The following is a 13,714-nucleotide window of genomic DNA, read 5'->3' on the forward strand; positions in this document are numbered from 1 at the left end:
GTGCACGCCGCGGGCGGAAGTGTCAGGAGTGAGCGTAAGGTCGGTCCTGCACCCCCGCCCCGCGCCGCCGGGCGATGCCCGGTGCCAAGAATTCGGGCCTCTGAAGGAACAGGATCTCCATCACCGTGACTGCACTGACTCTCAGCACCTCCTCCGCCGCGGCGCTGCGCGCGGACGCCGTCGTCATCGGCGTGACCAAGGGGACGAAGGGCCCCGAGGTCGCCACCGGGGCGGAGGCGGTCGACCAGGCCTTCGACGGCAGGCTCGCCGCGACGCTCGAGACGCTGGGCGCCTCGGGCGCTGAGGGTGAGGTGACCAAGCTCCCCGCCCCGGCCGGGCTGAAGGCGCCGGTCGTGCTGGCGGTCGGCCTCGGGGAGGCCCCGGCGGACGGTGCCGCGTTCGACACCGAGGTGCTGCGCAAGGCGGCCGGTGCCGCCGCCCGCACCCTGGCCGGCTCCAAGAAGGCCGCCCTCGCGCTGCCGGTGGCGGACGCCGCGGCCGCCCAGGCGGTCGCCGAGGGCGCGCTGCTGGGCGCGTACGCGTACACCGCCTACCAGGCCGGCAACGGCAAGGCGCCGCTGGCCGAGGTGGCGCTGGTCGGCGCCAAGCCGCGCGACAAGGCCTTCAAGGCCGCCGCCGAGCGCGCCACGGTCATCGCGGAAGAGGTCAACCGCTCCCGTGACCTGATCAACATGCCGCCGAACGACCTCACGCCGAAGGCCTTCGCCGCCTTCGTGCAGGAGGCCGCCAAGGAGCACGGCCTCAAGGTCGAGGTGCTGGACGAGAAGGCGCTCGTCAAGGGCGGCTACGGCGGCATCATGGGCGTCGGCCAGGGCTCGGCGAACCCGCCGCGCCTGGTGAAGGTCGTCTACAGCGGCGGCAAGGGCCGCGACGCCAAGCACCTCGCGCTGGTCGGCAAGGGCATCACCTACGACTCGGGCGGCATCTCGCTGAAGCCGGCCGGCCACAACGAGACCATGAAGTGCGACATGAGCGGCGCCGCCGCCGTGTTCTCCACCGTGGTCGCCGCCGCGCGCCTGGGCCTGCCCGTCACCGTGACCGGCTGGCTGGCGCTCGCCGAGAACATGCCCTCCGGCGCGGCCACCCGCCCCGGCGACGTGCTGCGGATGTACAGCGGCAAGACCGTCGAGGTGCTCAACACCGACGCCGAGGGCCGCCTGGTCATGGCCGACGCGATCACCCGCGCCTCGGAGGAGAACCCGGACGCGATCATCGACGTGGCGACGCTGACCGGCGCCATGGTGCTGGCCCTCGGCACCCGCATCTTCGGTGTCATGTCCAACGACGACGCCTTCCGCACCGCGGTGCACGAGACGGCGGGCGAGGTCGGCGAGCAGTCCTGGCCGATGCCGCTGCCGACCGACCTGCGCAAGGCAATGGACTCCCCCACCGCCGACATCGCGAACATGGGCGAGCGGATGGGCGGCGGCCTGGCGGCCGGCCTGTTCCTGAAGGAGTTCGTCGGCGAGGGCATCACCTGGGCCCACGTGGACATCGCGGGTCCCGCGTTCAACGAGTCCGGCCCGTTCGGCTACACCCCCAAGGGTGGAACCGGCTCCGCCGTGCGCACCCTGGTGCGGCTGGCCGAGAAGGCCGGCGAGGGCGAGCTGCTCTGACCGCGGTGTAAGCCTCGGCACATTCCGTACGGCCCCGGGTATGGCATCCGGGGCCGTACGCGTTCGCCAAGAGCGAGCAAAGGGACAACGCACTCCCGTATTTCACCGGGGATACCGGCGAGTAAGCCTGGCCAGGGGCGTTCCGTACGTCTCACACCCCGGCCCGGTGCCTCGTCCGCCCCGAACAAGTGCGAAGATGTTGTCTCGGCACGACAGGGCCCCGTTTAACAGAAGCGGCCGAACAAAAGCCGCCGCCCGGTCATGACGGACCGGCTCCGGCGTATCCATGCATGGAGGACGTGACGTGGCGAACGACGCCAGCACCGTTTTCGACCTAGTGATCCTCGGTGGCGGTAGCGGCGGCTACGCCGCAGCGCTGCGCGCGGCGCAGCTCGGTCTGGACGTCGCCCTGATCGAGAAGGACAAGCTCGGCGGCACCTGCCTGCACCGCGGCTGCATCCCCACGAAGGCTCTGCTGCACGCCGGTGAGATCGCGGACCAGGCCCGCGAAGCCGAGCAGTTCGGTGTCAAGGCCTCCCTGGAGGGCATCGACATCGCCGGCGTCCACAAGTACAAGGACGACGTGATCGCGGGCCTCTACAAGGGTCTGCAGGGCCTGGTGGCCTCCCGCAAGGTCACCTACGTGACCGGCGAGGGCCGCCTGTCCTCCCCGACCTCGGTGGACGTCAACGGCCAGCGCTACACCGGCCGCCACGTGCTCCTGGCGACCGGCTCCGTGCCGAAGTCGCTGCCGGGCCTGACCATCGACGGCGACCGGATCATCTCCTCCGACCACGCGCTGGTCCTGGACCGCATCCCGAAGTCCGCCATCGTGCTCGGCGGCGGCGTCATCGGCGTCGAGTTCGCCTCCGCGTGGAAGTCCTTCGGTGTCGACGTCACGGTGGTCGAGGGCCTGCCCCACCTCGTGCCGGTCGAGGACGAGAACAGCTCCAAGCTGCTGGAGCGCGCCTTCCGCAAGCGCGGCATCAAGTTCAACCTCGGCACCTTCTTCTCCAAGGCCGAGTACACCGCCGACGGCGTCAAGGTCACCCTCGCCGACGGCAAGGAGTTCGAGGCCGAGCTGCTGCTCGTCGCCGTCGGCCGCGGCCCGGTCTCCCAGGGCCTGGGCTACGAGGAGGCCGGGGTCGCGATGGACCGCGGCTACGTCCTGGTCGACGAGTACATGCGCACCAACGTGCCCACCGTCTCCGCGGTCGGCGACCTGGTCCCGACCCTGCAGCTGGCCCACGTCGGCTTCGCCGAGGGCATCCTCGTCGCGGAGCGGCTGGCCGGCCTGAAGACCGTGCCGATCGACTACGACGGCGTGCCGCGCGTCACGTACTGCCACCCGGAGGTCGCCTCCGTGGGCATCTCCGAGGCCAAGGCCAAGGAGCTGTACGGCGCCGACAAGGTCGTCACCCTGAAGTACAGCCTGGCCGGCAACGGCAAGAGCAAGATCCTCAAGACCGCCGGCGAGATCAAGCTCGTCCAGGTCCGCGACGGCGCCGTGGTCGGCGTCCACATGGTCGGTGACCGTATGGGCGAGCAGGTCGGCGAGGCGCAGCTGGTCTACAACTGGGAGGCCCTGCCCGCCGAGGTCGCCCAGCTCATCCACGCGCACCCGACGCAGAACGAGGCGCTCGGCGAGGCTCACCTGGCGCTGGCCGGCAAGCCGCTGCACGCGCACGACTGATCCACGGACACGCAGACCAATCCGCACAGATCGTTAGGAGCAACCGAAACCATGGCGGTTTCCGTAACCCTGCCGGCGCTCGGCGAGAGCGTGTCCGAGGGCACCGTCACCCGCTGGCTCAAGGCCGAGGGTGAGCGCGTCGAGGCCGACGAGCCGCTGCTCGAGGTGTCGACCGACAAGGTCGACACCGAGATCCCGGCGCCCGCTTCGGGCATCCTCTCGTCCATCAAGGTGGCCGAGGACGAGACGGTGGAGGTCGGCGCCGAGCTGGCCGTCATCGACGACGGCACGGGCGCGCCCGCTGCCGCTCCCGCCCCGGCCGCCGCGGTGCCCGCGCCGGCTCCGGTGCAGGAGGCCCCCGCCCCGGCCCCGGCTCCCGCCGCCGAGGCCCCTGCCCCCGCACCGGCCCCGGCCGGCGCCGCCGAGGGCACCCCGGTGCTCCTGCCGGCGCTGGGCGAGTCGGTGACCGAGGGCACCGTCACCCGCTGGCTGAAGTCGGTCGGCGAGAGCGTCGAGGCCGACGAGCCGCTGCTCGAGGTCTCGACCGACAAGGTCGACACCGAGATCCCGTCGCCGGCCGCAGGCACCCTGCTGGAGATCCTGGTCGGCGAGGACGAGACCGCCGAGGTCGGCGCCAAGCTCGCCGTCATCGGTGCCGCCGGTGCCGCGCCCGCCGCCGCTCCGGCCCCCGCCGCCCCCGCACCGGCCCCGGCCGCCGCGGCTCCGGCCCCCGCCCCGGTCGCTCCCCCGGCCCCCGCTCCGGCGCCTGCTCCGGCTCCGGTCGCCCCGGCTCCGGTCGCCCCGGCCCCGGCCCCCGCGCCGGTCGCCGCTCCGGCTCCGTTCACCCCGGCCCCGGCCCCTGCGGCCGCCCCCTCGGCGACCGCGCCCACCGACGAGGGCGCGTACGTGACCCCGCTGGTGCGCAAGCTCGCGGCCGAGAACGGCGTGGACCTGGCCTCGGTCAAGGGCACCGGTGTCGGTGGCCGGATCCGCAAGCAGGACGTCCTGGCCGCCGCGGAGGCCGCCAAGGCCGCCGCCGCCGCGCCGACCGCCCCGGCCCCGGCCGCGGGTGTCACGGTGCCGGCCGCCGCTGCCGCGCTGCGCGGGCAGACCGTCAAGATGTCGCGCATCCGCAAGGTCATCGCCGACAACATGATGAAGGCCCTGCACAGCCAGGCGCAGCTGTCGACCGTGGTCGAGGTGGACGTCACCAAGATCATGAAGCTGCGGGCCCGGGCCAAGGAGTCCTTCCTGGCCCGCGAGGGCGTCAAGCTCTCGCCGATGCCGTTCTTCGTCAAGGCCGCCGCAGAGGCGCTGAAGGCCCACCCGGTCGTCAACGCCAAGATCAACGACGACGGCACGATCACCTACCACGACGCCGAGAACATCGGCATCGCGGTCGACTCCGAGCAGGGCCTGATGGTCCCGGTCATCAAGGGTGCCGGCGACCTGAGCCTGGCGGGCATCGCCAAGAAGACCGCCGAGCTGGCCGGCAAGGTCCGCAACAAGAAGATCAGCCCGGACGATCTGTCCGGCGGCACGTTCACGATCAGCAACACCGGTTCGCGCGGTGCGCTGTTCGACACGATCATCGTGAACTACCCGCAGGTCGCCGAGCTGGGCATCGGCGCCACCGTGCGCCGCCCGATGGTGATCAACCACCCGGACCTGGGCGAGACCATCGCGATCCGCGACGTGGCGTACCTGACCCTGTCGTACGACCACCAGCTGGTCGACGGCGCGGACGCCGCCCGCTACCTGAACGACGTCAAGGCCCGCCTGGAGGCCGGCGAGTTCGAGGGCGACCTCGGTCTGTAATCGACCGCACGTCGCCGCGGGACCGTACGACGGCCGAGGCCCCAGCCCCTTCGCGGGCTGGGGCCTCGGCCGTTCCCGCGGGAAATCCCGTGCCGCGGTGAGTGGTTGGGGCACCGCGGCCGTACTTCAGGGGGCATGGCCATGCACCGCCGGCAAGGACGGGGAGGCACCGCCCCCTCGGTGGCCCCAACGCCCTTGCGGGTCGCGCGCTGCGTCGACCTTCCCCCGCGCCGAGGCGCGCGCAGCGGGCACCACAGGGGCCGGTCCGGCTGTCCGGACCGGCCCCGCCGCGGTGTCGGACCCAGGGCTTAGCCTCGACGGCATGCGCGCGGCACGGCTGATCCACCTCGTCCTGCTCCTGCAGTCCCACGGCTCCATGACGTCGGCCGAGCTCGCCGGGGCCCTGGAGGTGTCCGAGCGGACCGTCGGCCGGGACGTGCTGGCGCTGTCGGAGGCGGGCGTCCCGGTGTACGCGGAGCGGGGGCGCGCGGGCGGCTACCGGCTCGTGGACGGGTACCGGACCCGGCTCACCGGGCTCGCCCGCGCGGAGGCGGAGGCGCTGTTCCTGTCCGGTGTGCCCGCGGCGCTGGAGGCGATGGGGCTGCACGACGCGGGGTCCGCGGCCCGGCTGAAGGTGGCGGCCGCGCTGCTGCCCGAGCTGCGGGACGCCCCGCGCACCGCGGCGCAGCGCTTCCACCTGGACGCGCCCGGATGGTGGCAGGAACCGGCCACGCCCCCGCTGCTGCCGGCCCTGGCGGAGGCGGTGTGGGGCGACCGCCGGCTGCGGGCGCGGTACCGGCGCGCGGACACGGAGGTGGAACGGGAGCTGGATCCGTACGCGCTCGTGCTCAAGGCGGGCGTCTGGTACGCGGTCGCCCGCACCGAGGGGGACGTCCGGGTGTACCGGGTGGACCGCTTCAGCGCCGCGGACGTCCTGCCCGAAGGATTCGCCAGGGACCCGGGGTTCGACCTGCCCGCGTTCTGGCAGGCGCGGGCCGCCGAGTTCGCGCGGTCCGTGCTGCGGGCCGAGGTCGTGCTGCGGCTCACCCCGGAGGGCGCCCGGCACCTGCCGTACGTCGCCGACACGGCCGCCGCCCGCGAGGCGCTGGACGCGGCCGCGCCGCCCGACGCGGACGGCCGGGTCACCGTCACACTGCCCGTGGAGTCCCTCGACGTCGTCTACCACCAACTGCTCGCCCTCGGCCCCGAGGCCGAACTCCTCTCCCCCGCCCCGCTCCGCGCCCGCTTCGCCCGCGCGGCCCGCACCATGGCGGCGGCCTACGACGGCTGACCGCCGCCGCCCGTCGACTCCCGCGTCGCCCGCCCGTCCCGGCGGCGTCAACACCCGGGCGCACAGGCCCCCGCGCGGGCAGAGTAACGTCACGACACGGGCGCATCCGCGTCTCTCCGCGTGCGGGGGCAGGCCCCAGACACGATGCTGGAGCGGTGATGGACGAGACGGAGTTCTGGGAGATCGTCGACAGTACCCGGACGGCGGCGGGCGGGGACCCGGAGGAGCACGCCGATCTGCTGGTGGAGCGGCTGACGCAGCTCGACCCGGAGTCCGTCGTCGATTTCGCGCGGCACTTCGAGAGCCGTTTCAACCGGGCGTACCGGTGGGACGTGTGGGGCGCCGCGGATCTGATGCTGGGCGGCGCGGGTGACGACGCGTTCGACTTCTTCCGGTGCTGGCTGATCGGGCAGGGCCGGCATGTGTTCGAGGGCGCGGTGCACGACCCCGACGCGCTGGCGGAGCTGGCCGAGAGTTTCGACCCCGAGGTGGACGGCGACGCCGAGGACCTGGGCTACGCGGCCGACGAGGCGTACGAGCAGCTGACCGGGGTGCGGCTGCCGGATCTGGACCTGCCGCCGCAGCCGGCCGAGCCGGAGGGCGTCTACGTCGACTTCGAGAACGCGGACGCGGTGGCGCAGCGCTTCCCCCGGCTGTGGGAGCGCTTCGGCTGAGCCCCGCCCCGGGCGGCAGCGGTCGCGGCGGCGGTCACAGCGCCCGCCCCATCAACACGTCGTCCACGTAGACGCCGTCCAGCAGGAACTCCCCGGGCAGGACGCCCTCGACCGTGAAGCCGGCCGCCTCGTACAGCCGCCGGGCCGGGGTGTTGTGGCCCAGCACCCGCAGTGTCACCCGCCGCGCGCCCTGCCCCCGGGCGGCCTCCAGTGCCGCCATGACGAGTTCGAGCCCGACGCCGCGGCCGCGGGCCCAGGTGTCGACCGCAAGGCCCTGGATCTGGCGTACATGGGCGTTGGAGGCCAGCGGCGTCGGCGGCACGAGGCGCAGGTATCCGGCCGTCCGCCCGTCGACCTCGGCGACCAGGTACGCGTCGGGTCCGGAGCGCTCGCCGAAGAAGTCCTGGTGCTCCTGCGGCGGCGGCGCGACCGCGTGCAGCGTCGACCACGTGGCACGGTCCAGCCGGGCCAGGGCGGGGTCGTCGGAGAGCAGGGCGGCGCGCACACGTATCCCGGACATGCCCGTCACCCTGTCACAACGGGCGGCGCCGAGGCGCGACCATGTCCCCATGCGTATCGCGATCACCGGCTCGTCCGGTCTCATCGGTTCCGCCCTGGTCCGCTCCCTGCTCGCCGACGGCCACGAGGTCGTACGCCTCGTCAGGCGGCCGCCCTCCGGGGCGGACGAGGCGCGCTGGGACCCCGAGGGAGGCGGGATCGACGCCTCGGCCCTGGAGGGTGCCGAGGCCGTGGTCAACCTCGCGGGGGCGAACGTGGGCGACCACCGCTGGACGGACGCGTACAAGCGGACCGTCCACGACAGCCGGGTGCGGGGCACCGCGACGCTCGCCGGCGCTCTGGCCTCGCTGGCCACTCCGCCGCGCGTGCTGGTGAGCGGGTCCGGGATCACCGCGTACGGCGACACCGGCGACCGCCGGGTCGAGGAGGACGCCCCGTACGGGGAGGGCTTCCTGCCGGACGTGTGCCGCGACTGGGAGGCCGCCGCGGCCCCGGCCCAGGACGCGGGCATCCGGACGGCGTTCGCCCGCACGGGCCTGGTCGTCTCGGGCCGGGGCGGCGCCTGGGCGCGGCTGTTCCCGCTGTTCAAGGCGGGGCTGGGCGGACGGCTGGGCAGCGGACGGCAGTACTGGAGCTTCATCTCGCTGCACGACCAGGTCGCCGCGCTGCGCCACATCATCGACCACGACACGGTCTCCGGGCCGGTCAACCTGTGCGCGCCCGAGCCGCTGACCAACGCCGAGGTGACCGCCGCCATGGCCCGGGTGCTGCGCAGGCCCGCGCTGTTCCCGGTCCCCGCGCCCGTCCTGCGCACCGTCGTCGGGGAGTTCTCCACCGACATCCTCGGCAGTACGCGGGCCGTGCCGCGCAAGCTCCTCGACACCTCGTTCGCCTGGGCCCACCCCGGCATCGAGGAGGCGATCCGCGCGGCACTGGCCGAAGAGCGGCACTGAATGCCACCACGCGGCCCCCGGGCGGCATCAGTTGGCGAAGTTCTGGGCATGACGCTTCCAGCGCCAGCTGACGCGAGCGGGGAAACGTGCCGACCTCGGGGAGGGGCAACGTGCTCTCAACAGCACGCTCTACCGGTTCTTCTACGGACGTATGCGTGATCGGGGCCGGTGTCGCCGGCCTGTCGGCGGCGCATCATCTGATCAGTGCCGGGCTCCAGGTGACCGTCCTGGAAGCCGACGACCGGGTCGGTGGGCGCATGGCCACCGACGAGGTGGACGGCTTCCTGCTGGATCGGGGGCCGCAATTGCTCAACACCTCCTATCCGGAACTGCTCCGCACTCCGGGTCTGGACAACCTCCAGCTGCGGCCCTTCTCACCCGCCGTCCTGGTGCGGGCCGCGGGCCGCGGCTACCGCGTCGGCGACCCGCGCGGCGCACTGGCGGCGGCCCGCGCGCCGCTGGGCTCGCCGCTGGACAAGGCGCGGTTGCGGGCGGCGCTCCACCGCCTGGCCGACACCCCGGTCGAACGCCTCCTGGAGCGGCCCGAGACGACAGCCGCCGAAGCGCTCTCCTCACGCGGGCTCGCGCCCCGCGCGGTCGACGGGTACCTGCGGCCGCTGCTCTCGGCGCTGCTCTGCGACCCTGGTCTGACGACGTCCAGCCGCTGCGCCGACCTGGTGCTGCGCGCCTTCGCCCTCGGGCGCACCTGCGTGCCCGCGGGGGGCGCGCAGGCCCTGCCGCGGCAGCTCGCGGCCGCGCTGCCGGAGGGGTCGCTGCGGCTGGGCACGCGCGCGGTGGCGGCCTCCACCAACGCGGTGCTGACTGAGGACAAGGAGGAACTGCCGTGCCGGGCCGTGGTGGTGGCCACCGGGGCCCGCGCGGCGGCCGAACTCCTGCCGGGGCTGCGCGTGCCCGACTTCCACGCCGTCACCGTGGTCCACCACATGGCGCCGACGGCGCCGCTGCGGGAGGCCGCGCTCGTGCTGGACGCGGACCGGCGCGGACCGGTCTCGCACTCGCTCCCGGCAAGCCTGGTCGACCCGTCCCGCGCGCCGGTCGGCCGGACGCTGGTGACCTCGGTGCTGCTCGGTGCCGCCGCCGTGCCGGACCCCGACGACCGCGCCGTGCGCGCCCATCTCGCCGAGCTCTACGGCACCTCCACCGCGGGCTGGCGGCGGCTGGCCGTGCACCACGACCCGGAGGCCGTCCCCGCCATGCCCGCGCCGCACGATCTGCGGCGCCCGGTGCGCATCCTGCAGGGGCTGTACGTCTGCGGCGACCATCGCGACACCAGCACGGTGCAGGGCGCGATGCTCTCCGGGCGCCGGGCGGCGCAGCGGCTGCTGCGCGACGTGGGCCTGCGCCCGGGGACCCGGACGGAGCCGCTGGCCGCGTGAGCGGCCCCGGCCGGCCCGGGGAAGCAGCGCCCCGGGGCCGGCCGGCCGCGCGCCGGCCCGTGCGTCAGCCCACGAGGACCCCGAGCGCCGTGGCCCGGTCGTGGAAGGCCCGCACCGACGAGGTGTCGCGGTGCGCGTCGAGCCGGCGCCCGAAGTCCCGGACGTACTCCAGGGCGCGGACCGAGCGCATCTCGACGGCGGCCTGCATGGCCTCGGCGCCCAGCGCGCAGGCCGCGTCGACCTCGCCGAGCCCGAGGCGGGCGGTGGCGAGCACGGTGCGGCAGAACAGCCGGCTGCGGGCGTAGGCGGCGGGCCGCAGTTGCAGCGAGCGTTCGGCGTGCTGGGAGGCGGCGCGGTACTGCTGGAGGTCGCGGTGGCAGTGGCCGAACTCGTCGGCGAGCTGGGCCTCGTCGAAGAAGCGGGCCCAGGACGGCACGTCGTCCCCGGCGCGGGCGGTCTCCAGGGCGCGTTCGGCGCGTACCAGCGCGGCGGTGCACGCCCTGACCTCGCCGAGCAGACCGTGCCCGCGGGCCTCGGCCGCGTGCAGCAGCGCCTGGACGACCGGCGGGGCCCCGCTGCCCACGCCCTGCTGGGCGACCCGGGCGAGCTGGACGGCCTCGCGGCCGTGCCCGAGGTAGACCGCCTGGCGGCTCATCGTGACCAGGACGTAGCCCCCGTAGACCCGGTCGCCGGCCGCCTGGGCCAGCCGCAGCGACTGCACGAAGTAGCGCTGGGCGAGGCCGTGGGCGCCGATGTCGTACGAGGTCCAGCCGGCGAGCCGGGTCAGGTCGGCGACGGCGGCGAACAGCCGGCGGCCCATGGTCTCGCCGTAGCTGCCGCGCAGCATCGGCTCGGCCTCGTGCTCCAGGTAGCGGACCAGGGCCTGGCGGGCGTGGCCGCCGCCGAAGGCGTTGTCCAGCGAGCGGAAGAGCTCGCCGACGGAACGCAGGGCGGCGAGGTCGCCCATGGTGACGCGGTTCCCGCCGGGACCTCCCGGCACCTGGGGCGCCGCGTCGCCGCGGGTGCGCTGGGCGGGCAGCCGGGGTGTGCCGCCGCCCTGGGGGCCCGGGTCGGCGTTGCGCCCGACCCGGTCGTCGGCGCGCCCGATGAGCCAGTCGCGGCTGGGCACGACCAGGCCCGCCGGGGTGAAGGCGATCTTGCGCAGGTCGGCCTGGCTGCCGGTGTCCTTGCGCCACAGCCCGGAGACGATCTCCACGGCCTCCTCGGGGGACGCGGCGAACTCCAGTCCCGCGTAGACCGGGGCCACCGCGTCGAGGCCGAGGTCGTGGGCGGACAGCCGCCGCCCGAGCCGCCGGGTGAAGACCTCGGCGATCAGCGCGGGGGTGGTGCCGCGCGGCTGCTGGCCGCGCAGCCAGCGGGTGACGGAGGTCTTGTCGTACCGCAGGTCGAGCCCGTGCTCGATGCCGAGCTGGTCCACGCGGCGGGCGAGTCCCGCGTTGGAGAAGCCGGCTTCGGCGATGAGGGCCGCGAGTTGGCGGTTGGGGGGGCGCTGCGAGGAACGGTCGGACATCAGTGGTGCGGTCCCCTGCCTTCCGGGCTATCTCCAGAACGGCGCGAATGTAACGTTCTGTGCCGGGACGCTCACTACCAGAGCCTCGCATTCGCTGTAACGGGTGAACCTCCCCCCGCATAACCCCGGAATCCTTCCGTCCGCCCCTCCCGGCTGCTATCCGCAGCCCGCTGCAAGGCAGGGCCGCGGCGGACGTACAGTTGCCAAGGCGTCCGGTATCGATGAACGGGGGCGCCGCAGCAGGCGATCACAAGGGAGCGGCCGTGAGTGAGCTGCACTTCGTCCATCTGGGCTTCGGCGAGAACGCCGTGGAGTATCAGGAGGCATGGCAGGAGCAGCGCCGTGTGCACGCCGCGCGCTTCGCGGACGAGATCCCCGACACCTGCCTGCTGCTGGAGCACCCGCCGGTGTACACCGCCGGCCGCCGCACCGAGGACAGCGAGCGGCCGCTGGACGGTACGCCGGTGATCGACGTGGACCGCGGCGGCAAGATCACCTGGCACGGCCCCGGCCAGCTCGTCGGCTACCCGATCCTGAAGCTGCCGCGCCCCGTCGACGTCGTCGCCCATGTGCGCCGGCTGGAGGAGGCGCTGATCAACGCGTGCGCCGAGTTCGGCCTGGAGACCACCCGCGTGGAGGGCCGCAGCGGGGTGTGGGTGCTCGGCGACCCGATCGAGGACCGCCCGGCGGTCATCCCCGGGCTGACCCTGGACTTCGACCCCCGTCTGCACGACGACGAGTTCGACCCGCGGCTGTCCGGCCCCGAGTACGCCCCCTCCAACGCCGGCCAGCGCCGCGAGGACCGCAAGCTGGCCGCGATCGGCATCCGGGTCGCCAAGGGCGTCACCATGCACGGCTTCGCGCTCAACTGCAATCCGGACAACACCTGGTTCGACCGGATCGTGCCGTGCGGCATCCGGGACGCGGGCGTGGCCTCGCTCAGCAACGAGCTGGGGCGCGAGATCGGCGTCACGGACGTGCTGCCGGTCGTGGAGAAGCACCTGCGAGCCGTTCTGGAGTCGGCCGAGCCGCTGCCGCGCGCGGTCTGAGATGGGAATCCACGGGCGTAGGCTGATGTTCACCGAGGAAATGAAGTCGCGAGAGGGAGTCGACCGTGTCAGCTGTGGCACCTGAGGGCCGCAAGATGCTCCGTCTGGAGGTCCGCAACAGCCAGACCCCCATCGAGCGCAAGCCCGAGTGGATCAAGACCCGGGCGAAGATGGGCCCCGAGTACACCGAGCTGCACGGTCTGGTGAAGCGCGAGGGCCTGCACACGGTGTGCCAGGAGGCGGGCTGCCCCAACATCTTCGAATGCTGGGAGGACCGTGAGGCCACCTTCCTCATCGGCGGCGACCAGTGCACCCGGCGCTGCGACTTCTGCCAGATCGACACCGGCAAGCCGCAGGCCCTCGACCGCGACGAGCCGCGCCGCGTCGGTGAGTCCGTCGTCACGATGGACCTGAACTACGCCACCATCACCGGCGTCGCCCGCGACGACCTCGAGGACGGCGGCGCCTGGCTGTACGCCGAGACGGTGCGCCAGATCCACGCGATGACCGGCACCCGTGCGGCCGGCCGCACCAAGGTCGAGCTGCTGATCCCGGACTTCAACGCCGACCCCGCGCAGCTCGCCGAGGTCTTCGGCGCCCGGCCCGAGGTGCTCGCGCACAACGTCGAGACCGTCCCGCGGATCTTCAAGCGCATCCGCCCCGGCTTCCGCTACGAGCGTTCGCTGGAGGTCATCACCAAGGCCCGCGAGGCCGGTCTGGTGACCAAGTCCAACCTGATCCTCGGCATGGGCGAGGAACGCGCGGAGATCAGCCAGGCCCTGCAGGACCTGCACGACGCGGGCTGCGAGCTGATCACCATCACGCAGTACCTGCGGCCGAGCCTGCGGCACCACCCGGTGGAGCGCTGGGTCAAGCCGCAGGAGTTCGTGGAGCTGAAGGAGGAGGCCGAGGAGATCGGCTTCGCCGGCGTCATGTCCGGCCCCCTCGTGCGGTCCTCGTACCGGGCGGGACGCCTCTTCCAGCAGGCGATGGAGCGGCGCGGCGCGGTGGCCGCCGAGGCCGTCTGATCACCCACCGCACTCGATCGGCGAACGTGCGGTTCGTCACGTCAGGGGCCCCACTCGGGCCCCTTTCGTGTCTCTGACGTGCGGCAGGCGCAGCGGGCCGACGCGAAGGGACCGACCGGGTTTC

General features: G+C 73.6%; 11 protein-coding genes. 9 read left to right on the forward strand and 2 right to left on the reverse strand.

The features are described 5' to 3' along the window. Nucleotides 1-125 precede the first annotated feature (125 nt). The 5 genes from PV364_RS23300 (at nt 126) to PV364_RS23320 (ending at nt 7,113) form a co-directional block, all read left to right on the forward strand. Nucleotides 126-1,637, forward strand: a complete 1,512-nt coding sequence (locus tag PV364_RS23300; RefSeq protein WP_319662157.1) for a leucyl aminopeptidase — start codon at nt 126-128, stop codon at nt 1,635-1,637. 304 nt (nt 1,638-1,941) lie between these two features. Continuing rightward, a complete protein-coding gene (gene lpdA / locus PV364_RS23305) occupies nt 1,942-3,330 on the forward strand; it encodes a dihydrolipoyl dehydrogenase (RefSeq protein ID WP_319662158.1) in 1,389 nt (462 codons plus the stop codon). Nucleotides 3,331-3,381: 51 nt separating this feature from the next. Further along, on the forward strand, nt 3,382-5,148 hold the full coding sequence (gene sucB, locus PV364_RS23310) for a 2-oxoglutarate dehydrogenase, E2 component, dihydrolipoamide succinyltransferase (RefSeq protein ID WP_319662159.1): 1,767 nt from the start codon (nt 3,382-3,384) through the stop codon (nt 5,146-5,148). Between the two features lie 322 nt (nt 5,149-5,470). Continuing rightward, nucleotides 5,471-6,439, forward strand: a complete 969-nt coding sequence (locus tag PV364_RS23315; RefSeq protein WP_319662160.1) for a helix-turn-helix transcriptional regulator — start codon at nt 5,471-5,473, stop codon at nt 6,437-6,439. Between the two features lie 158 nt (nt 6,440-6,597). Beyond that, nucleotides 6,598-7,113: a DUF4240 domain-containing protein gene (locus PV364_RS23320; RefSeq protein ID WP_319662161.1), complete on the forward strand. Its 516-nt coding sequence runs from the start codon at nt 6,598-6,600 to the stop codon at nt 7,111-7,113. A 34-nt stretch (nt 7,114-7,147) separates the two neighbouring features. Here the strand turns inward: PV364_RS23320 and PV364_RS23325 are convergent, their stop codons facing one another. Further along, entirely contained in the window at nt 7,148-7,633 is a 486-nt protein-coding gene (locus PV364_RS23325; protein ID WP_319662163.1) for a GNAT family N-acetyltransferase, read from the reverse strand. A gap of 49 nt (nt 7,634-7,682) precedes the next feature. Between PV364_RS23325 and PV364_RS23330 the strand changes: the two genes are divergently transcribed. Together PV364_RS23330 and PV364_RS23335 are read left to right on the forward strand one after the other, a co-directional pair. Next, the gene (locus PV364_RS23330; protein ID WP_319662164.1) at nt 7,683-8,585 is read left to right on the forward strand and encodes a TIGR01777 family oxidoreductase; all 903 of its coding nucleotides are present in this window, start codon (nt 7,683-7,685) and stop codon (nt 8,583-8,585) included. A 155-nt stretch (nt 8,586-8,740) separates the two neighbouring features. After that, nucleotides 8,741-9,982, forward strand: coding sequence for an NAD(P)/FAD-dependent oxidoreductase (locus PV364_RS23335; RefSeq protein WP_319662165.1), 1,242 nt, complete (start codon nt 8,741-8,743; stop codon nt 9,980-9,982). Nucleotides 9,983-10,046: 64 nt separating this feature from the next. Here PV364_RS23335 and PV364_RS23340 read toward each other — a convergent pair whose 3' ends face one another. After that, nucleotides 10,047-11,513, reverse strand: a complete 1,467-nt coding sequence (locus PV364_RS23340; RefSeq protein WP_319662166.1) for a regulator — start codon at nt 11,511-11,513, stop codon at nt 10,047-10,049. A 263-nt stretch (nt 11,514-11,776) separates the two neighbouring features. On the opposite strand from PV364_RS23340, the gene lipB reads away from it, so the two are divergent. Together lipB and lipA are read left to right on the forward strand one after the other, a co-directional pair. Continuing rightward, nucleotides 11,777-12,562, forward strand: a complete 786-nt coding sequence (gene lipB / locus PV364_RS23345) for a lipoyl(octanoyl) transferase LipB (RefSeq protein WP_319662167.1) — start codon at nt 11,777-11,779, stop codon at nt 12,560-12,562. Nucleotides 12,563-12,627: 65 nt separating this feature from the next. Next, nucleotides 12,628-13,590, forward strand: a complete 963-nt coding sequence (gene lipA / locus PV364_RS23350) for a lipoyl synthase (protein WP_319662168.1) — start codon at nt 12,628-12,630, stop codon at nt 13,588-13,590. Nucleotides 13,591-13,714: the final 124 nt, after the last annotated feature.

Source organism: Streptomyces sp. MI02-7b, from assembly GCF_033793585.1.
Lineage (GTDB): Bacteria > Actinomycetota > Actinomycetes > Streptomycetales > Streptomycetaceae > Actinacidiphila.

Coding starts and splice junctions, on each gene's coding strand:
- PV364_RS23320 (WP_319662161.1), top strand. CDS start 6,598: ATGGACGAGACGGAGTTCTGGGAGATCGTCGACAGTACCCGGACGGCG.
- PV364_RS23340 (WP_319662166.1), bottom strand. CDS start 11,513: ATGTCCGACCGTTCCTCGCAGCGCCCCCCCAACCGCCAACTCGCGGCC.
- PV364_RS23330 (WP_319662164.1), top strand. CDS start 7,683: ATGCGTATCGCGATCACCGGCTCGTCCGGTCTCATCGGTTCCGCCCTG.
- PV364_RS23325 (WP_319662163.1), bottom strand. CDS start 7,633: ATGTCCGGGATACGTGTGCGCGCCGCCCTGCTCTCCGACGACCCCGCC.
- PV364_RS23315 (WP_319662160.1), top strand. CDS start 5,471: ATGCGCGCGGCACGGCTGATCCACCTCGTCCTGCTCCTGCAGTCCCAC.
- sucB (WP_319662159.1), top strand. CDS start 3,382: ATGGCGGTTTCCGTAACCCTGCCGGCGCTCGGCGAGAGCGTGTCCGAG.